The following is a 21,847-nucleotide window of genomic DNA, read 5'->3' on the forward strand; positions in this document are numbered from 1 at the left end:
ACTTCTTTTGTTAAAGAACTCAAATCCTCTCTCTTGCTTCTCTTTTTAGCCTCAGCGAATTTGGACGGGAATTATAGACAAATTTATCTATCTTGTCAACCCTTTACCCTTAACTACAGCTTAAATTTTTGAATTTTTACTATATTTGCAATTTTAAAGGTATTTTTATAGTAAATTGTGCACCTTTATAATTTTTATTATTATATTTAAACTCTTTATTGCATACATTGATCTCGCCATTCATATGTTTTGATATTATTTCTTGACTCATATAAAGACCAATTCCTGTTCCTTGTGCTTTATGTTTTGTTGTAAAGTATGGCTCAAATATTCTATCAATGATTTCTTCATCTACTCCACCTGCATTATCTCTTATTTTAATTATTAAATTCTGTTTTATTGAAAAAATCTCAACAAAAATAAATCTTTCTATTTCATCATTGTTTGTTTCTAAAGCATCTTTTGAATTGTTTAAAAGATTGATTACAACTTGTATAAGTTCACTATCTAATCCAATCATATCTACATCTTCTATTTTTTCAAAAAATTTAATATTCAAATTCTCATATTTAAAAGAGATAATATTTAATGTTTTAGTATATATAGTTTTTATATTAAAACCTACAATATTTTTATTTGGCTCATAAAAATTTCTAAAATCTTCAATAGTCTTAGATAAATATTGAGCAGTATCATTTATTGTATCCATTGATTTTACTAAAAAATCATCTTTTAGTATTCCTGCATTTTTTTGCATTACTATACCACTAGATGTTGTAGATATAATAGATAAAGGTTGTCTCCATTGATGTGCAATATTCTCTAACATTTCACCCATTGCAGCCATTTTAACTTGTTGAGACAATAATCTATCTTTATCTCTATTGTTTTGAACCTCTTGTTCTACTCTTCTTTCTAAAGATTCATTCAATTTTTTTAACTCTTTAGTTTTTTCATCAACTTTATCTTTTAAGACTGTGTTTACTTTATTTAATAATCTTTGTCTATAAAGTAAAATTGAAAATATTATAATAAAAACAAGTAATATCTTCCAAACTAAAGAGTAATCAAAACCTTTTTTATACTCTATACTTATCCATTTATTTATAATTTTTTGTTTTTCAAAATCATCAATAGAATCAATAGATTTATTTAATATATTCAATAAAAAATTATCATCTTTTCTTACTGCAAAATATAAAGGAAGATTTTGCTTTATTTTTCCAGATATTTTAAGTTCAGATAGAAAATTTTCTTGAATTTCATCAGATATAGTTGTTATAGTATCAATTTGTGCAAATAATTTTTTTGTTGATACTTTTTTTAAACCTTCACTAACACTATTTACTTCTACTATATTTAAATAAGGATAATATTTTTCTAGAAATTTTATAAATGTAATATCCTTTACAACACCAATTTTTTTGCCCTTTAAAGAAGATACATTATCAATAAAAGAAACCTCTTTTTTTGTTGCAATTACTAAAGGAATATCAATATAACTTTTAGTGTAATTTAAACTATTTTTAATCTCTTTAACTTTTGCAGCTGTTGAGATAATATCACACTCTTTAGATTTTACAGCTTCTAAAGTAGATTTCCAGCTTTTTTTATCTACTAAATTAAAATTTAAACCACTACTTTTATTTATCAACTCTAAAAAATCTTTTAAAATTCCTGTGTACTCTTCATTTGATTTATGCCTTAATGAAATCAAATTAGGATTAATACAAATATTAACGGCACTTCTATTTTTAATATAATTTTTTTCACCTTTTGTAAATAGTGTATAATTATCACTATATATAAAATCATCAATTAAAATACTATTTTTTGCAAGCCCCATTACATTATACAAATCAAAAATTCTTTGTACTTTCTCTTTTTTTATATCACCTAAATTTGAATTAGAATAATAAGCTAGTTTTTTAAGCTCTTTACCTTCATAAATTAGTGCATCTAAAGGAATATTTTGTTCATTATATTTCTTAAAAATCAAATTTGCAGTTTCATGAATATGTGTAAAAGCATATTCCCAACCTCTTAAAGAAGCATTTTTAAAATCAATTACTCGTTGTTCATTATTTTTTATTTCATCTTCGTTAGTAAATAAAAAATCACTATACATATCAAAACCATAATCTTTTGGATAAAATACATTGTACCCAATACCCATTTGTTGCAAATCATATGGAGTTTTAGATATATATGCGGACATGACATCTGTATTTTTATTTACCAAATCCATTATATTATGAGAGTGTTCTAAAAAATGAAGTTTTTTAAAATCTACATTTTGAGAACTTATCATTGCTTTTAAAGATACTTCCCCTGCATCATCAATAGTTGTCATAATTTTTTTATTTTTAAAATCACTAATTGAGTTAATATTAGTATCATCTAAAGAGAGTAAAATAAGAGGAGAAGCTTGAAAAATTGCATAAAGTGCAACAATGTTCTTTTTATTACTTCTATCTAAAAGAAGAGTTTCTCTTCCTACCCCAAAAGTTGCTTTTTTATTATTTACTTCATTTGGAACATTTATACCAAAGTCAAAGTTTCTTATTTCAACTTCTAATCCAACATCTTTATAAAAACCTTTCTCTTTTGCTATATAGTAACCTGCAAATTGAAACTGATTAAACCAAGATAATTGTAAAGAGACTTTTTCTAGTTCTTTAGCAAATAGATTTAATGAATATAATAATAAAATTAAATAGGAGATTTTTTGCAACTTATAAACCTTATAATGGTGTTGCATTAGTATATCAAATTTTAGATAAGATTTCTTAATATAAAGTGGATGGGATAGCAGGATTCGAACCTGCGAATGACGGTACCAAAAACCGTTGCCTTACCACTTGGCGATACCCCAATAAAAAAGTTAGATGGAGCTGGTGAAGGGACTTGAACCCCCGACCTGCTGATTACAAATCAGCTGCTCTAGCCAACTGAGCTACACCAGCATCTACTTTTATGTGGTGTCAAGAGAGAGACTTGAACTCTCGACCTCCGGCTTATGAGACCAGCGCTCTAGCCAGCTGAGCTACCTTGACATATTATTAATTTTTGACTAGTTTAATTTAATTGGTTGCGGAAGATGGATTTGAACCATCGACCTTCGGGTTATGAGCCCGACGAGCTACCTGGCTGCTCTATTCCGCGATATAAAAATGGAGCGGGAGACGAGACTCGAACTCGCGACAATCTGCTTGGAAGGCAGAAGCTCTAGCCAACTGAGCTACTCCCGCACACTTAAATGTGCAAAATATAATTTCAAATGGAGCGGGAGACGAGACTCGAACTCGCGACAATCTGCTTGGAAGGCAGAAGCTCTAGCCAACTGAGCTACTCCCGCTTAAAATGCGGTTGAAATTATATCTTTAAAAACTTAAAATAAAATAATGGAGCGGGAGACGAGACTCGAACTCGCGACAATCTGCTTGGAAGGCAGAAGCTCTAGCCAACTGAGCTACTCCCGCAGGTGGTGGGTCATGGAGGACTCGAACCTCCGACCACTCGGTTATGAGCCGAGTGCTCTAACCAGCTGAGCTAATGACCCTATTCCATTATCTATTTTAAAATGGCGGACAGAGAGGGATTCGAACCCTCGGTACCGTTGCCAGTACGCTTCCTTAGCAGGGAAGTGGTTTCAGCCAGCTCACCCATCTGTCCATATCTTTTTAGCTTTTGATATTCTTCTCAAAAACTGGACGAGAATTATAATGGTTAATGACTTAAAAAACACTTAAAAAAAACAATTTTAAAAAATTATTTTTAAATTCAAGTGTTTTTTCTATTTTTAAATTAAATTAAGTATTTTTGAAACAACTTTATTGGGTTCATCAGCTTTATAAATTGGTCTACCAACAACTATAAAATCAACTAATTCTTCTTTTGCATAATTAATATCTGCAACTCTTTTTTGATCTGCTGAATCTTCTCCAAAAGGTCTAATCCCAGGACATAAAGTTATAAAATCTTCAGATGTACTTGATTTTATATCTTTACTTTCATATGCAGAACAAACTACACCATCTATACCTGAATCAAAAGAGTCAATAGCAAATTTTCTTGCTTTAGTATCAATATCTTCATTATATACTGCCCTAAAATTATCATTATCAAATGATGTTAGTGCTGTAACAGCTAAAACAATAGGTCTATTTGGAATATCTTTAATTCTTTGCATTACTGTTTGCATAGCAACTCTACCAGCACTTGCATGAACATTAAACATATCTACTATTCCAAACTTTGAAATATCTTCTGCTGCATCTGCCATTGTATTTGGAATATCATAAAGTTTTAAATCAAGAAATATCTTAAAATTTTCATTTAAACTTTTAATCTCTTCTAAAAAAGATTTTCCATCTCTTAAATAAGTTCTAAATCCTACTTTAAGCCAAACTTCTTTTGATACGCATTCATTATGAATCTTTTTTACTAAATCTAAATTCTGTTTTGCAGTAGGCAAATCTAAAGATACACAAAGTTTCACTATTTTTGCCTTTTTACTTTATCTAAAACACCATTTATAAACTTAGGTGCATTATCACTTGCTAATCTTTTAGATAATTCAATAGCTTCATTAATAATAATTGGTTTATCTAACTCTTCAAATAAAGTTTCATAAACTGCTAATCTTAATATTGCTTTTTCTACACTTCCTAAATCAGAAATATTTCCTTGATTTAAATGTTCTTCTATCTCTTTATCAATAGCATCTAAATTATTGATTACTCCATTAAAAAGATTTAGTGCAAAAACTTTTTGTTTATTTCTAATTTTTTTATCTTCTAAAATCTCATCAATAAAATTAATAATGCCATCATTACCTAAATCAACTGCATAAAGTAACCCAATTACTGACTCTCTTGCTTGTGTTCTTGTTGCCATTATTTTCCTAACTCATTATATAAATCTAACATTTCAATGATTGTAATCATCGCTTCTGCACCTTTATTTCCTACTTTTGAACCAGCTCTTTCAATTGCTTGTTCTAATGTATCAGTAGTTAAAACTCCATTTGATACGGGTTTACCATATTGTAAAGTTACACTAGCAATACCTTTAGTAGCTTCTGCTGAAATATAATCAAAATGAGGTGTAGAACCTCTGATTACTGCACCAACACAACAAACTGCATCATATTTACCAGTTGCTAATGCTTTTTCTAGTGCAAATGGAATTTCAAATGCTCCTGGAACTAATAATAAATCTAAATTATCTTCATTTCCACCATGTCTTATAAAGGCATCTCTTGCACCTTCTACTAATCTATCAGTAATAATATGATTAAATCTTCCATTTATAATAGCAACTCTTTCATTACCATTTAATTTTAATTTACCTTCTATTGTATTCATTTTTACTCCAATTTAAGCTAATAATTTTATATTTTATTATTTTCTTATAAAAAATTTAAATTTTGATATTATAACTAAAACAAAATTAATTGTAATGAAGCTTTAATTATTTAAAGCCTCTTTAATAGCAAATATCTCATCCACTGTTTTATATAATTTATCTATTTGTAACATATTTGGTCCATCACTTTTTGCAATACTTGGATTGATATGTGTTTCAAAAAAGAAACCATCAACACCAACACTAGCAGCTGCTCTTGCCATATAAGGAACAAACTGTGAATTTCCTCCTGTTGTACCACCTGTACTTGGTATTTGAACAGAATGAGTTGCATCAAAAATTACAGGAGCGTACTCTCTCATCAAAATAAGATTTCGCATATCTACAACTAATGCTCCATAACCAAAGCTATTCCCTCTTTCACATAACCAAACACCATTTTGCTTTGAAACTTCATAATTTATATCTTCAACACCTCTTGTTTGTAAAACTTTTTGAACAGGGTGTTTCATAGAATCAGCAGCTAAAAATTGACCTTTTTTAATATTAATTTTACAATTTGTCTTTGCAGCCTCAACTAATAAATCAGTTTGTCTACATAAAAACGCTGGAATTTGAAGTATATCCATAACTTGCGAAGCTGGTTTGGCTTGATATGATTCATGAATATCTGTTATTACTTTGTATGAAAACTCTTTTTTTATCTCTTCAAATATTTTAAGACCTTCATCTAATCCAGGGCCTCTATAAGAATTAATGCTTGTTCTATTTGCCTTATCAAAAGATGCTTTAAAATAAAAATCTACTCTTTTATCTTCACTAAGAGGTTTTAAACTCTCTGCAATTCTCATTACCGTATCTCTATCTTCTAATACACATGGTCCTGTTAATATAATCATTTAAATAATCCTTTAAAAATTGTTCGTTTCTCTTTACCTGTTAAGGCATAATAAAATTCATAAATGTTTTGAGCTATATATTCCATATCATTTTTAGCATGTTCATCACAAGCAAAAAGTATTTTATCATTAAGTTCTAACTTTGTTTCCCACGATGGAAGTAATAATTGTTCTTCATCTCTTAGTATAAGTAAAGGAACAACATTATTATTAAGCTCTTTATTATGTAATGATACTCTAAATATTTTTAATTCTAACTCTTTTTTTATTTTTAAATATCTTGCAATTTCAGGGGCAAAATCAAAATCTAACTCTAATTCAAATAAAATAGGATTCTCATTTATTGTTTCAAAAAGTCTTCTTACTAATTTAGCTGCCCAAATCTCTTCTTTTTCAGAGATAAGTCTTATAAATATATCTGATAATGGATTTATTAATGCATTTGTTGTTTTATTTATCAAAATTTTAGCTGGCATAAAAATATGATCTATATTTGCACTTTTAAAAATAGAAAAATCTTCCATTTCATTCTCTCTTACAATTGTCATAATATTAGGATTTAATTTTTTTGCAGTTGCTAAAATTGACAAATTTGTAGTGTCATTATTTGTAGCAGCAATTATTGCAACAGCATCTTTTATACCAATCTCTAATAAGGTATCTTTATCATCTGCATCAGCATAAGTTAATTGAGTAAATTTACTTTTTTTAAACTCTACTTCTTTTTTCTTTATCTCAATAAAATGAGCTTCAATATTATTAGTTTTAAGTCTTTCATAAACGCTTTGTCCCATTCTTCCAAAACCACAAATTATATATTTGCCCTTTGGGAAAATAGGTAAAGAAGAGTTTAAAGTATCCACTTTAAAAAGCCATTTTTCAAGTTTTAAAAGATTTGGAGCATTTAATGCCATATTTATCTCTTTAGATATAATTAAAAATGGATTTGCAACAATCTCAACATCTAAATCTTTTAAGTTTTCAGTATGATTTTCAGTAGTAGATTTAATAGCTAATTTTACATTCTTATTTAACAGTTTTGAGGTAAGTGCAATTCTAAGATTTAAAGAATCATCTTCAAACAGTGATACTAAGCCTTTACAATTATGCTTTTTAATACCTGCTTGCTCCAAAGCAACAGAACTATGTGCATCAGCAATTAATAAAGGAACAGTAGGAGTAAAATTCTCTAAAAGTAAATCATTTCCTCTTTCTTCACTTTTTTCAATTACTACAGTTCTAATATCCTGTTCTAAGGCTCTTTTTATAATTTCACTAGTGATTTGATTATAGCCTAAGATTATAATAAATTTCTGTTTTAATCTTCTTATTTGCCTTTTAAATCTACTTTTTTCAATCTCTTGTAAAAAAAGTTTATCTTGTAAAAGTCTAACTAATGAACCAATACCATAAAACCATCCAATAACAGTAATATATATTGAAAAACTAACCCAAATTCTTTGAGAATAAGTGAACTCATAAGGAGTTTCCCCAAAACCTATTGTAGTTGCAGTATAACTAATAAAATAAAAAGCATCAAATATTGACATATGGTAAGGATTACCACTAGCATCCTTACCTTCAATTAAAACTAAACCTGTAATTGCTATTGTATATGCTATAATAATTACTAAAAAAGGTACTCTCATTCTGTAAAGAATGATAAATAAAGAATTATTCTTCACTTTTATACCTATCTTTTAGATTTTATTGTTTCACCAACATATAATGTAACTGAAGTAATATTTGCAAGTAATGCTCCACCAGATAAAGAGATAATCATTCCTATAATTTCTCTGTCAATTGTATAAGCATACTCTGCAACTGTCCAAATAACTGCAGCTGCAATTAGTTGTATATCAGCAACCAAAGAAGTTGCTAATAATACTGAACCCATTTGAGTTTTATCTCCTAACTTTAATGTAGTTGCAATAATATTAATTATAATTGCAGCAAAAAGCTCATATTTGCTATGCATCTCTAAAGAGTCCATATCTCCATAAAAAAAACCAAAATTAATAGTCATGGCTAATATAATAAAAAATCCAGCAATTACTTTATCAAGATTCATGAAATTCATCCCCCAAGTCTTTACCAATATCAAGTCTTCTTTTAAATACACTATCTATATTATCATGCACCTTAGCATCTTTATCCACAAAAATCAATCTATGCTTATTTAATTGATTTACATTTTTTAAGCCCATTACTGCCAATAAACTTCTTACACCTTTTAATAAATTATTATGATAATCTCTTACATATTTTGCATGTTTGTAAACAAAATATTTTTTTCTCTTACTTTTATTTTGAGTTGCTAGTCCAACAGGACATTCATGTCCATTTGTTCCAGAACAATATCTTGCTCTAATACACCCTGCACTCATCATAAAACCTCTTGCAATTTGTACAAAATCTGCACCTAAAGACATTATAATAATCAAATCATCTGGAGTTAATACTTTACCACTTGCAACTAATTTTACTTTATCTCTAACCTCATAGTCTTTTAAAATTTTATCAACTAAATATATAGAATCCCTTGCATTTAAACCTATTCGCTCCATCATCTCAATTGGTGCAGTTGCACTTCCACCACTACCTCCATCTATTGAAATAAAATCTGGATAAGCATCATTGCCTTCATCTACTCTTTTTTTAATCTCTTTTGCATAAGGTTCAATATTTTCAATATCTGATATTACAATCTTAATTCCAACTGGCTTTTCAGATAAGTTTTGCAATCTTCCAACAAAATCAAATAACTCTTCAACACTATTTGCAAAAGGAAATCTATTGGGTGAAAAAAGATCTTTATGTGCTTCTACATTTCTATAATATGCAATTGCAGGACTTACTTTCTCTGCAATAAGTTTTCCACCTGTTTGTTTTGCACCTTGAGCAATTTTTAACTCAGTCATTTTACAAAATCTCATAGTTTTTTGATATCTATTAGGATCAAAGTTACCTTGCTTATCCCTAGCACCATATAAACCTGAACTTAATTGTAAGATTATATCTGGCATGTCTTGGGGAACTTCTTTAGGGAAGTTTTCTAAAGGTGCTTCCCAATTTGGTCTATGAAAAATCTCTGATTTTAAATCAAAAACATATGTCTCAGCTTCAGGGTCTTTTTTAAACACTAAACTTCTGTATGCATCAGCGGCCATAGCACCATTGAAAAGTTTTTGAACGATTTTTTTAGCATATCTTTGTAGTATATTTCCATGAACAACTGTCATATATTCAGGCTTATAATTTCTATGAGTAACAAAAAAGTTTGATGTTAAACCACCCTCACCTGAATTAATTGGGAAATTCCCCATAAAAGAACCTCTTACAAAAGCTCTTGTACCCTCAGGAGAAATAGAACCATCACTCATAGCACTTCTTGCAATAATTGATTTTGCATGATAAGGATACTTTCTTCTTTCGCCAAAAACTACTTCAAAATGTGTATCAACCTCATCTTCATTTAAAACAATAGTTGCATGTCTTAACATAAACTTTGGTTTAGGTAAAGGCTGAGAAGGAGAAAAAGATGCATAATTGGGTAAATCTCTAGCTGCTTTATATACCCAGTCTAGTTTATCTTTAGACTCATAAAACTTTTCATCACCAAAATATTGTCGAAAAGGCTCTCTAAACTCTTCAAAAACATATCTTAATCTACCAATTATTGGATAATTTACCAATAGTTGATGATCTCTTTGTACATATTTATCATGTACATACCAAGCTATTATAACTATTATAAATAACGCTATCATTATATCTATAATTAATACAACATCATTCATATTAATCCTTTTTTAACGAAACTAAAAATCCACTAACAACTATCAAAAGTATACCTAAAATAATCCAAATGTCAGGAAATGAATCACCTAAAAACATTCCTAAAATAATGGAAAATGCAATATTTGCATAAGAAATAGTACCAATAATACCTGCTTTTGCACAAGAATAAGCTTTTGTCATATAAATTTGAGCATATGTTGCAAAAAGTCCCAATAAAATAATAAAAAACCAATCTTTTCCACTAGGCATAACAAATTGTGCTAACATAAAATCATATGTTGAACTTGAATAAAACTCTGAAATCAGCATTAAAATCAAAGGCCCTAGTGTACCAATACCCATAAAAGATAAAACAATAGCTCTTCCATCATAATATTTTCTTAACTCTCTAATTGAAGTATATGCAAGTGCTGCACCAACACCACATAAAATACCTAGCCAATCTGTTTTATCTAAACTACTACCATCAAATTTTGTTATAAACATAATTCCAATAAAACCTACAAATACACCAAGCCATCCTTTAAAACCTAATTTTTCTTTTACAAAAATATATGCAAAAATTGCTGTAAATATTGTAGAAGTTTTAGAAAAAGTCATAGCTTCTGCTAAAGGTATTACTGAGATATTATAAAAAAACATTAATAAGGCAATAAAACCTGCTGTACCTCTAAAAATCAAAAGTAAAGGTCTTCCTCCTTCTTGCACTAAAGGTTTTCGATAAATTGAAAATAGTATTATTACAACACCAAATAGATTTCTAAAAAACACAACTTCTACTGAACTAATTGAATCACTTAACTCTTTTGCACTTGCTCCCATAAAAGCAAACATTAAAGAAGCAAATAACATATACTTAATTCCTAATGAAACATCTTCTTTCATAATACATCCTAATTTTAAAAGCGAAATTCTAATGTGTTTATATTTAAAGCAAGATTATTGTTTTAGGCTAAATAAAACTACTAATGTTTTTAGCATTTATTTGATAGAATATAAACTCATTGATATTAATAATATATATACTTAGGATAATAATGAAATACTTAAAGATTATTGGTAATAAAAAATTAAATGGGCAGATTACTATATCTGGTGCTAAAAATGCTGCTCTTCCACTACTTGCATCAACAATTTTAGCAAAAAACAAAATAAATATCGGAAACTTACCTGATGTAGTTGATATAAATACACTTTTAAAGCTTTTGGAAAAACTTGGTAGCTCTTATACAAAAAATAAGAATCAAATCTCTATTGAAACTTCTACAATTAACAATACAAAAGCAACCTATGATATTGTAAAAACGATGAGAGCTTCTATTTTAGTTTTAGGGCCACTTCTTGCAAGATTTGGACATTGTGAAGTTTCTCTTCCTGGTGGCTGTGCAATTGGACAAAGACCTGTTGATTTACATTTAAAAGCTTTAGAACAAATGGGTGCAAAAATAGAGATAAAAGGTGGTTATATTCAAGCAACTTGTGCCAATGGATTAAAAGGTTCAAAAATTGTATTTGATAAAGTTACAGTAGGCGGTACAGAAAATATTTTAATGGCAGCAAGTTTGGCCACAGGAACAACAACAATTATAAATGCAGCAAAAGAACCTGAAATTGTTCAATTGTGTGAAGTTCTACAAAATGCAGGAGTACAAATACAAGGAGTAGGAACTTCAAAACTTACAATAATTGGAAGTGATGGAAAACTTTTAGAGTTTAAAGATTTTGATATTATTCCAGATAGAATTGAAGCAGGAACATATATGTGTGCAGCTGCAATTACTAATTCAAAACTTAAAATAAACAATATAATTCCTTTACATCTTGAAGCAATAATATCTAAACTTGAAGAGATGAATTTTGAAATTATCCAAGCACATGATTCAGTTACAATATTACCAACAGATGAGATTAAGCCTGTAAATATTATTACATCTGAATATCCAGGTTTCCCAACAGATATGCAAGCACAATTTATGGCATTAGCAACACAAGCAAATGGAACAAGTACTATTGATGAAAGACTTTTTGAAAATAGATTTATGCATGTTAGTGAACTTTTAAGACTAGGTGCTGATATTCATTTAAATGGCAATATTGCAACTATAAATGGAACACCAGGAAAACTAAATGGAACTGATGTAATGGCAACAGACTTAAGAGCTTCGTCTGCTTTGGTTTTAGCAGCTTTAGTAGCACAAGGAGAGACTGATATTCATAGAATTTATCATCTTGATAGGGGATATGAAGATTTAGAAGGAAAACTTAGTAAAATTGGTGTTAATATACAAAGACACAATGAGTAATAAAGGCATAAAATGAAAATAGAAGTAGCTTTATTTAGATTTGATTATAAATCAGATTATTTACCTTATTATAAAAAATATTTTTTAAAACTAACAGAAGAAAAAACTCTTTTAGATTTATTAAATAGTATGTATAAACAAGAAAAGTTTGAGTATGAAAATAGTGAATCTTTTATTGTTAACATAAATAATAAATATATTAGTTGTAAAGAGGAGTTATCAAAAATTATTGATTACTTTGGAAATGAGCTTAAAATAGAACCAATAAGTATTAGAAGATGCATGAATGATTTAATTATTAATGAAGATGATTTTTATGCAAAACTCTCTTTATTAGAAGAGTTTCTAACAAAAGAAGAGATTGAAAAATATGAAACATATAAAATATACTATTATGCCTCTAATAGTTTTAATTTTGAAAAAGATTATATAGGAGATGCAATAATAATTCTTGCAAATGACTTAATACAAAAACAACCTAAAAATAAAGAGGCTATACTTAACACATTAAAAGCTTGTGAATATGGAGTACAATATCATACAGACTTATCAACTAGAGTTTTTAATTTTGATGAAGAAATTGAAAAAACAATAAGAAAAATAAGTGCGCTTTTAAGTTTAGAAAAGAGTGAAGATAAACAGAATTTTAAGATAAATAAAAAAACAACTTTAAACTTTAAAGAAATTAATAGTGAAGTAATAGAAAATAGTTTCAAAGATTTTTCTATTTGCTATTATGGTAATAAGCAAAAAACAATTAACTATTTAAATAAACTTGATTCAAAATATATTTCACTTGATACTCAAAATATAGACTTAGCAAAAAATAGTTTTCATATAAATAAAGATTTTACTTTTAAATTAGCTTCAAGTGTATTATTAGAAGCTTTTGATAAAGGTGCAGATTTTTTAGTTGTAGATGAAATAAATAATTTCTATTTATTTGATTTTAATAGAAAAGAATTAAATAAAGTTGCAGGAAGAGAAGTAAATATTCCAGTACTTCACATAAATGAGCTTAAAGCTCTTGCTTGTGGTGAAATTGAAGTAGCAAAAAATAGTTTAAAACAACACTATATTAATCCAGAGATAGTTTAAATGGTACTTGATATAGATTTTATTATAAGTGGTAGCATAATAATTGCTATTTTAATTCCACTTTATATATATAGAAAAAAGGTATATAATTTTTTTACTAGAAAAGGTGACTTTAAAACTTTTGAAGAAAATGTAAAAAATTTCTTAGAAACACACTATCCTAAAATTAAGTTTGATTACTCAATTATAAATAAAAGTAACACAAAAAAAGATGAGAAACTAAGACAAATTTTAATAATTGAAGATTTAGTTTCTCAATTTATTAATTATGAGTATGAACTACATACACAAAAATCTATTCATAATGATTTATTATGGAGTACTTATAAACAAAATTGTAAACCAATTAAAGGTAAACTTCCTAATGACTGGGCAAAAAGAAAAGAGTTTACATATAGAAGAGATAATGGAAAATGTAAAAGATGCGGAGTAAATATTACTTCAAGTGATGCAAATGTTATATTTATAAAACCCATTGAAAATGGAGGTGGATATAACTTTGAAAATCTTATTACTTTATGTGTAGATTGTAATAAAATACTAAACCCAAATAGAGAAAATAAAAATATCAAAAACTCATGGATTGAAGATGAGTTATTAAAAAAAGTTACAGTTAATTAAACTATTGTAATTGAAGTATCTGTTTTACTCTTTTTTTATGAAGTTCTTCATAATTATTACTATTTTTTAAATTTTTAGTATTAATACTTTTATTTAGTATTAACTCTTCTAATAATTCAAGTTTTGATAACTGTTCTCTAATATAAGATATATCTTTATTTTTAGGTACGATATAAGGTGTTATAACAATAATTAAACTATTTTGCCTATTTACACTATTATCATGCTTAAATAAACCACCAAATAAAGGGATAGAAGATAAAAAAGGAACACTATCATTTAAATCTTCATCTCTTCTTTCTATTAAGCCTCCTAAAACAATACTCTCTCCATTTGAAACAATAGCATAAGTTGAAACACTCTTTTTAGTTGTATCTGGTTGATTATTTGTTGAACTATTTTTCACTCCTTCTAAAATAGTATTAATATATAATCTTACTTTATTATTTTTATTAATCAATCGTGGAATCACTTCAAGCTTTAATCCAACATCTTTTCTCTCATATGAGTAGCTAGTATTACCTCCACTTGTAGTAGTTGAAGAGGTTTGTAAAGAGATAGTTTCACCCACATAAATTGAACTTTTTTTATTGTTAATACATAAAAGTGAAGGTTCAGAAACAATCTTAAGTGCATAATTTTGATGTAGTAAAGATAAAGTTGCACCCAATGAAATAGATGATTTTAAAGTAGGAATAGATAATCCAATACTACTAATATCAAAATCAACTGCTTCATAAGAGTTTAAATTTGATGCTATTGTAAAAATACCACTATTTGAACTCTTCCCAGATAGTAATCCATATTTTAAACCTACTTTATTAATTAAATTATTATTAACTTCTACAATTTTTGCTTTTAAGAAGATTTGAGGTTCATCTTTGTCTAACTTTTCTATTAACTTTTCCAAAGAGTTTACTATCTCTTTTTTACCAATTAACACAATTGTATTAGAATCAATATCACTAGAAATAAAAAGTTTTTTATTATTATTTATTTTTTTATAGTTAGTTAAAATCTTATCTAAATTTTTTACATCAATATTTTTTAAAGCAATTACTTTTGTAAGATTATTACTCTTTTTTTTGTATTCAACAACTCTTTTTTTTTGTTCTATTTCATAAAAAGAGTTTTTATTAATTAATTTATACCCAAGGGAATCTAAAGAAGTTTTTAAAACTTTTAAAAACTCTTGCTTTGTTATTGGTTTATTTGAAATATAGTTAACTTTACCTTCTATTTGGCTCTTTACTAATATATTTTTATTTAAAACTTTTGAACTAATTTTGATAAGTTCATTTATATCAAGATTTTCAAATTTAACTTCTTTTTTTATCTCTTTTGAAAAAACTATTAAAGTGAAAGTTAAAACTATTAATATAATTCTATGCATAACAAAGCCTTAAAAAATAATTTTAAAAATTATATATTTTTAAAGCTTAATATTTATAATATTGTAATATTTCTTCCGATTTGTTTTTTTAAACTCTCAAGTTTTTCTTTAGTTCCTTGTAAAGATATAGTAACATCACTTGTAAACTCTTTATTTGTTATATGTAAATCTAAAAGCTGTATATCATACTGCAATTTTGATAAATCACTATAATCACATTTTAATCGTAAAAGCTCTAGTTTTTCATACTCATAAAGCTTACTTGAGTTTATTACTTTATTTACAGAATCTGAGTATGCTCTTACTAAACCACCTGTACCCAATTTTATTCCACCAAAATATCTCACTATAATTACAGCTGTATTAATAAGCTCATTACCAGCTAAGACATTTAAAGAAGGTTTACCACTTGTACCTTTTGGTTCTCCATCATCACTACTGTTTTCAACAATTTGCTCATACTCATTTAAATATCTATAAGCATAGACATGATGCCTTGCTTTTGGATGCTCTTTTTTTAATCTTTGCATTATTTCATCAAAATCTTTTGAAGGGAAAAGATGTGCAATAAACTTAGATTTTTTCTCTTCAAAAATTTCGTAAAACTCTTCTTTTACATATTTCAATCTTAACTCTTTTTTTTAAGTTCTTTTTTTATTAAAACATTTTTTCTCTTATGGAGGAATAAATAACCATTTTTTGAATATTTTTATACTATAATTTCGCTTATGAGATTAGACCAATACCTAACAAAAAATTTTGATATTCAAAGTAGAAATAAAGCAAGTGAACTAATAAAAGCAAAAAAAGTTCAAGTAAACAATAAAATAGTTACAAAACCTTCATATATTGTAGAAGAGTTATCAAATATTAAAATATTAGAAGATGATTTCTTCGTAAGTAGAGCTGCTTATAAACTTAAATACTTTCTTGATGAAATTAATATAAATATTAAAAATCTTAATAGTTTAGACATAGGAAGTAGTACAGGAGGATTTACACAAATTTTACTAAATAGTTATGTAAAAGGTGTAACATGTGTTGATGTTGGCTCAAATCAACTTCATGAAAAGATAAGAAATGATAAAAGAATTATATTTTATGAAAATACAGACATTAGAGAATTTAAACCTAACAATAGATTTGAACTAGTAACTTGTGATGTTTCATTTATCTCTATTTTAAATATATTAAAAGATATAAATAGATTATCAAATGATAAGATAATTATACTTTTTAAACCTCAATTTGAAGTAGGAAGAGAAGTAAAAAGAGATAAAAAAGGTGTTGTAAAAGATAAAAAAGCCATTTTAAAAGCAAGAGAAAAATTTTTATATAATACAAAACTTTTAAATTGGAATTTAAAATATAGTTCATATAGTAAAATACAAGGAAAAGATGGGAATGAAGAAGAGTTATTCTACTTTAGTAAATAAAAAAGATATTACATCAATTGCAATTGGTGGTTTTGATGGTATGCATATTGCACATCAACAACTATTTAAACAATTAGATAAAAATGGAGCTATTGTTGCAATTGAATCAGGATATTCAAATCTTACTCCTAAAAGTTTTAGACAAGAGTACACAAATCTACCAGTTTACTACTATGTACTTGATAATATCAAACATTTAGAAGGTGAAGAGTTTATTAAACTATTAAAAGAGGAGTTTCCTAATTTAAAAAAAATCGTAGTTGGCTTTGACTTTTGTTTTGGTAAAAATAGAAAATATAATACAACTGGACTTAAAAATCTTTTTGATGGTGAAGTAGTTGTAGTAGATGAAGTTTGCAATAATAAACTTGCTATACATTCAAGATTTATTAGAGATTTTATAAAACAAGGAGATATAAAAAAAGCAAATGAATTTTTAGGTAAAGAGTATAAAATAGTAGGTCAAGTCATAAAAGGTCAAGGCTTGGGTAAAAAAAGTTTTGTACCTACAATTAATCTTTTAGTTGAAGAGTTTTTGTTACCTAAAGAAGGAGTTTACATAACAAAAACAATAATAAAAGATGAAATTTTTAACTCAGTAACATTTCTTGGTCATAGAGTTACAACAGATGGAAGTTTTGCTGTTGAAACTCATATTTTAAATAAAAATATTCATAATGCAATAGGTAAAATACAGATTATATTTATTGATAAAATAAGAGATAATGAAAAATTTAATAGCTTTGAAAAATTAAAAAATCAGATTAATGAAGATATAAATATATCACTTAAGTATTTTGATAAATAATAATTAATATTCATTTAGATAAAATATATTTATGGTAGATAAAATATTTGAAAAATCGATAAAAAAACAGTTTGAATTTGATGAAGATGTAGCATCAGTATTTGATGATATGTTAAGTCGTTCAATTCCTTTTTATAAGCAAATGCAAGAGTTAACTATTGAGTTTGCTTTAAATTACTTACAAAAAGATGATACTGTTTATGACCTTGGTTGTTCAACAGCCTCAACACTTATTGAACTAGGTAAACAATCAAACTTTGATTTAAACCTAATTGGTATTGATAACTCAAGTGCAATGCTTTCTAGAGCTTCAAAAAAATGTAAAGCATTTGGTATTGATATAAAACTTAGAAATGAAGATTTACTTGATACTTCTTATGATAATGCAAAATTAGTTATATCAAACTACACACTACAATTCATTAGACCTTTACAAAGAGAGAAATTAATCAAAAAAATTTATGACTCTTTAAAAGAAGATGGTATTTTTATATTTAGTGAAAAAGTTATTTCTTCAAATAAAGTTTTAAATAAACAGTGTATTGATACATACTATGACTTTAAGAAAAAACAAGGTTATAGTGAGTATGAAATTGCACAAAAAAGAGAAGCATTAGAAAATGTTTTAATACCATATACCGATGATGAAAATAAAAAAATGATATTAGATGCAGGTTTTTCTCACTGTGAAGTACTATTTAAATGGGTAAACTTTGCAACATTTATAGCTATAAAATAAATAAAAAGGATTTAAATGTTAGAAATTGGATCAAAAGCACCTGAATTTTGTGCAAAAAATCAAGATGATGTTGAAATTCATTCAAGAGATTTAAAAGGAAAATGGATTGTTTTATACTTCTATCCAAAAGATTTAACTCCAGGTTGTACTACTGAGGCTTGTGACTTTACAGCTAGTGAACCAGAGTTTGATGATTTAGATGCTGTGATTTTAGGTGTAAGTCCAGATGACACTGCAAAACATAGAAAATTCATAGAAAAAAAAGAATTATCAATTACTCTTTTATCAGATGAAGATAAAAAGATGTGTGAAGATTTTGGTGTATGGCAACTTAAGAAATTCATGGGTAAAGAGTATATGGGAGTAGTAAGAACAACATTTATTATTAACCCCGAAGGTGAAATTGCAGCTTTATGGACTAAAGTAAGAGTTAAAGGTCATGTTGAAGCAGTAAAAGATAAATTAAAACAATTACAATCAAAATAAGGAAAACAATGATGAAAAAAGCTTCAATTAAATTATTATTAGCATCAAGTGCTATACTATTTGCAAATAGCGTTAGTGCTGATACTACAATTTGTTATAAAAAAGATTGGACAAGTCCTTCAACAATAGAAAAAACTAAACTTGATGGTGGAGTTTGTAAAGGTGAATTATCTTTAATAGATATGAAAAAAAATGGTTGGAAATTAAAAGATATTAAAATAACAAGCTCAGATAAAGGCTTAAATTATCAATATGTTTTAACTACTGATGAAATAATAAAAGTAGATAATAAAGCGGCATTAAATACTAAAAACAAAAGACCATTATCTTTTAAACAGATGAAAACTAAAATAACAAATGTTACTAATAATAGTGCTACAATAAATATAGGTAATTTAAGAGTTGGACAAAGTGGTATAATTGTAAGAGAGTATGAAGATGGACAAAAACTAATTATTTCAAATGCTTATGTTACAAAAACTTCACAAAACAATTCACAAATAAAACTTATTGCTTTTAATGATTTAAAACAAGAAGCAATACCAACATCAAAAACAAAAGTACAAGAAAATGATACATTAATCTTAAATTATATGTATGACAAATCACTTTTAATTACACCATCACAAGATGCATTTCAAGTTGCTAGAGCAAAATTTAGATATAACACATTTTTACACTCTGATATTTTTGCTGCAAAATTAAAAACAATTAGAGAACCTTTACCTTCAAAAACTACTATTCAAGATTTTGCAATTGAACAAAATTTAGGAACAATATTTTTTATTATCAAAAATAGAGCTTATGTAGTTGATAGTAAAACTTTTGCACTTTTAGATAGTTACACTTTAGCTTACAACTATTTAGATACAGAAAAAATGCCTTTTTACACAAGAATTGAAGGTATAGAAGAGGCTCCTTTTGATGGAATTTTAAAAAGCATAACAGAACTTAGTTTCTTAAAAGATATATTTGGAGATGATGAAAGATCAGAAGAAGAGATTTTACTTGAAGGTGAAATGAAAAAAGATGAAATAGTAACAAAAAATGATATGTATAATGATTACTATAAATCAATTTTAGGACTAAAGTAATGATTGATAAAAAACATTTAGAGTATTTTGAAAGTATCGTAGGAAGTGAAAATGTAAAAGCTGATAAGGCTCATTTAATTGCTTATTGCTATGATGCCACAAAAGAGAGATTTGAACCAGATGCTGTTGTATTTCCTAAAGATGAACAAGATATTTCAAAAATATTAAAATATTGTAATGAAGAAAAAATAGTAATTGTTCCAAGAGGTGCTGGTTCAGGATTTACAGGAGGAGCACTTCCTTCAAATGGTGGAATTATTTTAAGTTTAGAAAGACATATGAATAAACTACTTGAAATAGACATGGAAAACATGGTAGGTGTTGTTCAACCTGGACTTATAAATATGGAGTTTCAAAAAGCAGTTGAAGAAGTTGGACTTTTTTATCCTCCAGATCCTGCAAGTGAACAGTACTCAACTTTAGGTGGAAATGTAAGTGAAAATGCTGGAGGAATGAGAGCTGCAAAATATGGAATTACAAAAGACTATGTAGTTGCTTTAAGAGCAGTTTTACCAAATGGAGAAATTATAACAGCTGGTAAAAAAACTATTAAAGATGTTGCTGGATACAATACAGCAGGTATTTTAATTGCAAGTGAAGGAACATTAGCAGTTATTACAGAAATCACTTTAAAACTTATTCCAAAACCAAAATTCAAACAAACATACATGGGTGTTTTCCCTGATGTTAATAAAGCAATGAATGCAGTATTTAAATCTCTTGCAAGTGGTGCAAATCCTGTTGCAATGGAATTTTTGGATGCCTTAGTAATTAAAGCATTAAAGCAAAAATTCCCTCAAGTAGAGCTTCCTGAAAATGCTGGTGGGATTTTAGTTGGAGATGTGGATGGAAGTTCTCAAGCAGAGATTGATTCACAAATTCAAACACTAAAAGAATCATTTGCTGAGTATGGTTCAGTAGATTTTATAGTTGCAAAGGATGAAGAACACTCAAATTCATTATGGTTTGCAAGAAGAAATGCAAGTCCTGCAACAATGATTTATGGTACAAAAAAATTAAATGAAGATATTTCTGTACCAAGAAGTAAACTTCCAGTAGCATTAGATGAAATATATAAAATTGGTGAAAAATATGGATTTAATGTTCCTTGTTTTGGTCATGCAGGTGATGGAAATATTCACGTAAATGTAATGGTTAAAGATAAAACAAATGAAAAAGAGATGGAAGATGGACATAAAGCTATCGAAGAGATTTTTCAATTAGTTGTAGATATGGGTGGAACACTTAGTGGAGAGCATGGTATCGGACTTTCAAAAGCTCCTTTTATGAATATAGCGTTTAATAATGCAGAATTAGAGCTATTTAGAAATATCAAAAAGGCTTTTGATCCAAATAATATTTTGAATCCTTTTAAAATGGGATTATAAAATGAAAAAGCAAAGTCTTGTAGCACAATACTATAAAAGTTTTATACAGCTACTTGATTCTTTTTTTAATGATGATACAACATATTATGCTGCAAGTCTTAGCTTTTTTACAATATTCTCTATCTTACCAATAATTGCATTATTAATTGCAATCATTTCAACTATGGAAGTCTTTCAAAGTTATCTTGATATATTTATTTCTAATATATTTGATATTTTAAATCCTACCCATTCACAAGTTTTTGTGACAGCTTTTAAAGATTTTATTTCAAATTCAACAAAGCTTGGATATATCGGAATAGTATACATGTTTTTTGTTTTTATCATGTTTTTTAAAGATTATGAATATATTATTAATAAAATTCATAAAGCAAAAAGAAGACCTATATATAAACTATTTCTATTTTATTT

At 27.2% G+C, this 21,847-nt stretch carries 21 protein-coding genes and 9 tRNA genes; 10 read left to right on the forward strand and 20 right to left on the reverse strand.

Going from position 1 to position 21,847, the window contains the following annotated elements; translation table 11 throughout:
* Nucleotides 1-139: 139 nt before the first annotated feature.
* The 18 genes from CP960_RS11680 to CP960_RS11765 all read right to left on the reverse strand — a co-directional run bounded on the left by CP960_RS11680 (nucleotide 140) and on the right by CP960_RS11765 (nucleotide 10,955).
* Nucleotides 140-2,734, reverse strand: coding sequence for an ABC transporter substrate-binding protein (locus tag CP960_RS11680; RefSeq protein ID WP_162919092.1), 2,595 nt, complete (start codon nucleotides 2,732-2,734; stop codon nucleotides 140-142).
* Nucleotides 2,735-2,800: 66 nt separating this feature from the next.
* A tRNA-Gln gene (locus tag CP960_RS11685) sits at nucleotides 2,801-2,875 on the reverse strand.
* A 14-nt stretch (nucleotides 2,876-2,889) separates the two neighbouring features.
* Nucleotides 2,890-2,966, reverse strand: a tRNA-Thr gene (locus CP960_RS11690).
* Nucleotides 2,967-2,979: 13 nt separating this feature from the next.
* A tRNA-Met gene (locus CP960_RS11695) sits at nucleotides 2,980-3,056 on the reverse strand.
* A gap of 32 nt (nucleotides 3,057-3,088) precedes the next feature.
* Nucleotides 3,089-3,165, reverse strand: a tRNA-Met gene (locus CP960_RS11700).
* A 9-nt stretch (nucleotides 3,166-3,174) separates the two neighbouring features.
* Nucleotides 3,175-3,251: transfer RNA gene (locus tag CP960_RS11705), tRNA-Gly, on the reverse strand.
* Nucleotides 3,252-3,281: 30 nt separating this feature from the next.
* A tRNA-Gly gene (locus tag CP960_RS11710) sits at nucleotides 3,282-3,358 on the reverse strand.
* Nucleotides 3,359-3,405: 47 nt separating this feature from the next.
* Nucleotides 3,406-3,482, reverse strand: a tRNA-Gly gene (locus tag CP960_RS11715).
* 3 nt (nucleotides 3,483-3,485) lie between these two features.
* Nucleotides 3,486-3,562: transfer RNA gene (locus tag CP960_RS11720), tRNA-Ile, on the reverse strand.
* A 22-nt stretch (nucleotides 3,563-3,584) separates the two neighbouring features.
* Nucleotides 3,585-3,675: transfer RNA gene (locus CP960_RS11725), tRNA-Ser, on the reverse strand.
* Nucleotides 3,676-3,802: 127 nt separating this feature from the next.
* Entirely contained in the window at nucleotides 3,803-4,501 is a 699-nt protein-coding gene (gene pyrF / locus CP960_RS11730; protein WP_101185673.1) for an orotidine-5'-phosphate decarboxylase, read from the reverse strand.
* On the reverse strand, nucleotides 4,501-4,899 hold the full coding sequence (gene nusB, locus CP960_RS11735) for a transcription antitermination factor NusB (RefSeq protein WP_101185674.1): 399 nt from the start codon (nucleotides 4,897-4,899) through the stop codon (nucleotides 4,501-4,503). The genes pyrF and nusB overlap by 1 nt, the downstream gene beginning before the upstream one ends.
* Nucleotides 4,899-5,369 carry a 6,7-dimethyl-8-ribityllumazine synthase gene (ribH, locus tag CP960_RS11740; protein ID WP_101185675.1) on the reverse strand — a complete coding sequence of 157 codons (471 nt, stop codon included), beginning with the start codon at nucleotides 5,367-5,369 and terminating at the stop codon, nucleotides 4,899-4,901. The genes nusB and ribH overlap by 1 nt, the downstream gene beginning before the upstream one ends.
* Before the next feature lie 102 nt (nucleotides 5,370-5,471).
* Nucleotides 5,472-6,269, reverse strand: a complete 798-nt coding sequence (gene kdsA / locus CP960_RS11745; RefSeq protein WP_101185676.1) for a 3-deoxy-8-phosphooctulonate synthase — start codon at nucleotides 6,267-6,269, stop codon at nucleotides 5,472-5,474.
* Nucleotides 6,266-7,954 carry a potassium channel family protein gene (locus tag CP960_RS11750; RefSeq protein ID WP_101185677.1) on the reverse strand — a complete coding sequence of 563 codons (1,689 nt, stop codon included), beginning with the start codon at nucleotides 7,952-7,954 and terminating at the stop codon, nucleotides 6,266-6,268. Before CP960_RS11750 ends, kdsA begins: the two co-directional genes overlap by 4 nt.
* Nucleotides 7,955-7,962: 8 nt before the next feature.
* The gene (locus tag CP960_RS11755; RefSeq protein ID WP_101185691.1) at nucleotides 7,963-8,340 is read right to left on the reverse strand and encodes a DUF6394 family protein; all 378 of its coding nucleotides are present in this window, start codon (nucleotides 8,338-8,340) and stop codon (nucleotides 7,963-7,965) included.
* Nucleotides 8,330-10,069, reverse strand: coding sequence for an FMN-binding glutamate synthase family protein (locus CP960_RS11760; RefSeq protein WP_101185678.1), 1,740 nt, complete (start codon nucleotides 10,067-10,069; stop codon nucleotides 8,330-8,332). Before CP960_RS11760 ends, CP960_RS11755 begins: the two co-directional genes overlap by 11 nt.
* Before the next feature lies 1 nt (nucleotide 10,070).
* A complete protein-coding gene (locus CP960_RS11765) occupies nucleotides 10,071-10,955 on the reverse strand; it encodes a DMT family transporter (protein WP_101185679.1) in 885 nt (294 codons plus the stop codon).
* Between the two features lie 152 nt (nucleotides 10,956-11,107).
* Here CP960_RS11765 and murA point away from each other — a divergent pair, with 152 nt between their 5' ends.
* From murA to CP960_RS11780, 3 genes are read left to right on the forward strand one after another with little or no spacing between them, the layout of a single operon-like run.
* Entirely contained in the window at nucleotides 11,108-12,373 is a 1,266-nt protein-coding gene (murA, locus tag CP960_RS11770; protein ID WP_101185680.1) for a UDP-N-acetylglucosamine 1-carboxyvinyltransferase, read from the forward strand.
* A 12-nt stretch (nucleotides 12,374-12,385) separates the two neighbouring features.
* The gene (locus tag CP960_RS11775) at nucleotides 12,386-13,471 is read left to right on the forward strand and encodes an HdrB C-terminal domain-containing protein (RefSeq protein WP_101185681.1); all 1,086 of its coding nucleotides are present in this window, start codon (nucleotides 12,386-12,388) and stop codon (nucleotides 13,469-13,471) included.
* On the forward strand, nucleotides 13,472-14,092 hold the full coding sequence (locus CP960_RS11780) for an HNH endonuclease (protein ID WP_101185682.1): 621 nt from the start codon (nucleotides 13,472-13,474) through the stop codon (nucleotides 14,090-14,092).
* Nucleotide 14,093: 1 nt separating this feature from the next.
* Here the strand turns inward: CP960_RS11780 and CP960_RS11785 are convergent, their stop codons facing one another.
* Complete coding sequence (locus CP960_RS11785) at nucleotides 14,094-15,485, reverse strand: type II secretion system protein GspD (protein WP_101185683.1); 1,392 nt, start codon at nucleotides 15,483-15,485, stop codon at nucleotides 14,094-14,096.
* A 53-nt stretch (nucleotides 15,486-15,538) separates the two neighbouring features.
* Nucleotides 15,539-16,111 (reverse strand): YigZ family protein, encoded by a 573-nt coding sequence (locus CP960_RS11790; RefSeq protein ID WP_101185684.1) that lies wholly within the window; start codon nucleotides 16,109-16,111, stop codon nucleotides 15,539-15,541.
* 102 nt (nucleotides 16,112-16,213) lie between these two features.
* Here CP960_RS11790 and tlyA point away from each other — a divergent pair, with 102 nt between their 5' ends.
* The 7 genes from tlyA to CP960_RS11825 form a co-directional block, all read left to right on the forward strand.
* Entirely contained in the window at nucleotides 16,214-16,921 is a 708-nt protein-coding gene (gene tlyA / locus CP960_RS11795) for a 23S rRNA (cytidine-2'-O)-methyltransferase TlyA (protein WP_101185685.1), read from the forward strand.
* Nucleotides 16,890-17,729 carry a bifunctional riboflavin kinase/FAD synthetase gene (locus CP960_RS11800; protein ID WP_101185686.1) on the forward strand — a complete coding sequence of 280 codons (840 nt, stop codon included), beginning with the start codon at nucleotides 16,890-16,892 and terminating at the stop codon, nucleotides 17,727-17,729. The genes tlyA and CP960_RS11800 overlap by 32 nt, the downstream gene beginning before the upstream one ends.
* 31 nt (nucleotides 17,730-17,760) lie before the next feature.
* Entirely contained in the window at nucleotides 17,761-18,468 is a 708-nt protein-coding gene (gene cmoA, locus CP960_RS11805) for a carboxy-S-adenosyl-L-methionine synthase CmoA (RefSeq protein WP_101185687.1), read from the forward strand.
* Between the two features lie 15 nt (nucleotides 18,469-18,483).
* Nucleotides 18,484-18,954 (forward strand): thioredoxin-dependent thiol peroxidase, encoded by a 471-nt coding sequence (gene bcp / locus CP960_RS11810; protein WP_101185688.1) that lies wholly within the window; start codon nucleotides 18,484-18,486, stop codon nucleotides 18,952-18,954.
* 8 nt (nucleotides 18,955-18,962) lie between these two features.
* Nucleotides 18,963-20,048 (forward strand): plasminogen-binding N-terminal domain-containing protein, encoded by a 1,086-nt coding sequence (locus CP960_RS11815; protein ID WP_101185689.1) that lies wholly within the window; start codon nucleotides 18,963-18,965, stop codon nucleotides 20,046-20,048.
* A complete protein-coding gene (locus CP960_RS11820) occupies nucleotides 20,048-21,436 on the forward strand; it encodes an FAD-binding oxidoreductase (protein ID WP_101185690.1) in 1,389 nt (462 codons plus the stop codon). Before CP960_RS11815 ends, CP960_RS11820 begins: the two co-directional genes overlap by 1 nt.
* Nucleotide 21,437: 1 nt before the next feature.
* Nucleotides 21,438-21,847: YhjD/YihY/BrkB family envelope integrity protein (locus CP960_RS11825; protein ID WP_196778338.1), on the forward strand; the 410-nt coding region annotated here is incomplete at its 3' end.

Source organism: Malaciobacter halophilus (assembly GCF_002837275.1).
Classification (GTDB): domain Bacteria; phylum Campylobacterota; class Campylobacteria; order Campylobacterales; family Arcobacteraceae; genus Malaciobacter; species Malaciobacter halophilus.

What these genes read in the sequence shown, in the direction of transcription:
- nusB (WP_101185674.1), bottom strand. Translation starts at nt 4,899, where the DNA reads ATGGCAACAAGAACACAAGCAAGAGAGTCAGTAATTGGGTTACTTTAT.
- ribH (WP_101185675.1), bottom strand. Translation starts at nt 5,369, where the DNA reads ATGAATACAATAGAAGGTAAATTAAAATTAAATGGTAATGAAAGAGTT.
- kdsA (WP_101185676.1), bottom strand. Translation starts at nt 6,269, where the DNA reads ATGATTATATTAACAGGACCATGTGTATTAGAAGATAGAGATACGGTA.
- CP960_RS11755 (WP_101185691.1), bottom strand. Translation starts at nt 8,340, where the DNA reads ATGAATCTTGATAAAGTAATTGCTGGATTTTTTATTATATTAGCCATG.
- CP960_RS11760 (WP_101185678.1), bottom strand. Translation starts at nt 10,069, where the DNA reads ATGAATGATGTTGTATTAATTATAGATATAATGATAGCGTTATTTATA.
- CP960_RS11765 (WP_101185679.1), bottom strand. Translation starts at nt 10,955, where the DNA reads ATGAAAGAAGATGTTTCATTAGGAATTAAGTATATGTTATTTGCTTCT.
- murA (WP_101185680.1), top strand. Translation starts at nt 11,108, where the DNA reads ATGAAATACTTAAAGATTATTGGTAATAAAAAATTAAATGGGCAGATT.
- CP960_RS11775 (WP_101185681.1), top strand. Translation starts at nt 12,386, where the DNA reads ATGAAAATAGAAGTAGCTTTATTTAGATTTGATTATAAATCAGATTAT.
- CP960_RS11780 (WP_101185682.1), top strand. Translation starts at nt 13,472, where the DNA reads ATGGTACTTGATATAGATTTTATTATAAGTGGTAGCATAATAATTGCT.
- CP960_RS11785 (WP_101185683.1), bottom strand. Translation starts at nt 15,485, where the DNA reads ATGCATAGAATTATATTAATAGTTTTAACTTTCACTTTAATAGTTTTT.
- tlyA (WP_101185685.1), top strand. Translation starts at nt 16,214, where the DNA reads ATGAGATTAGACCAATACCTAACAAAAAATTTTGATATTCAAAGTAGA.
- CP960_RS11800 (WP_101185686.1), top strand. Translation starts at nt 16,890, where the DNA reads ATGAAGAAGAGTTATTCTACTTTAGTAAATAAAAAAGATATTACATCA.
- cmoA (WP_101185687.1), top strand. Translation starts at nt 17,761, where the DNA reads ATGGTAGATAAAATATTTGAAAAATCGATAAAAAAACAGTTTGAATTT.
- bcp (WP_101185688.1), top strand. Translation starts at nt 18,484, where the DNA reads ATGTTAGAAATTGGATCAAAAGCACCTGAATTTTGTGCAAAAAATCAA.
- CP960_RS11815 (WP_101185689.1), top strand. Translation starts at nt 18,963, where the DNA reads ATGATGAAAAAAGCTTCAATTAAATTATTATTAGCATCAAGTGCTATA.
- CP960_RS11820 (WP_101185690.1), top strand. Translation starts at nt 20,048, where the DNA reads ATGATTGATAAAAAACATTTAGAGTATTTTGAAAGTATCGTAGGAAGT.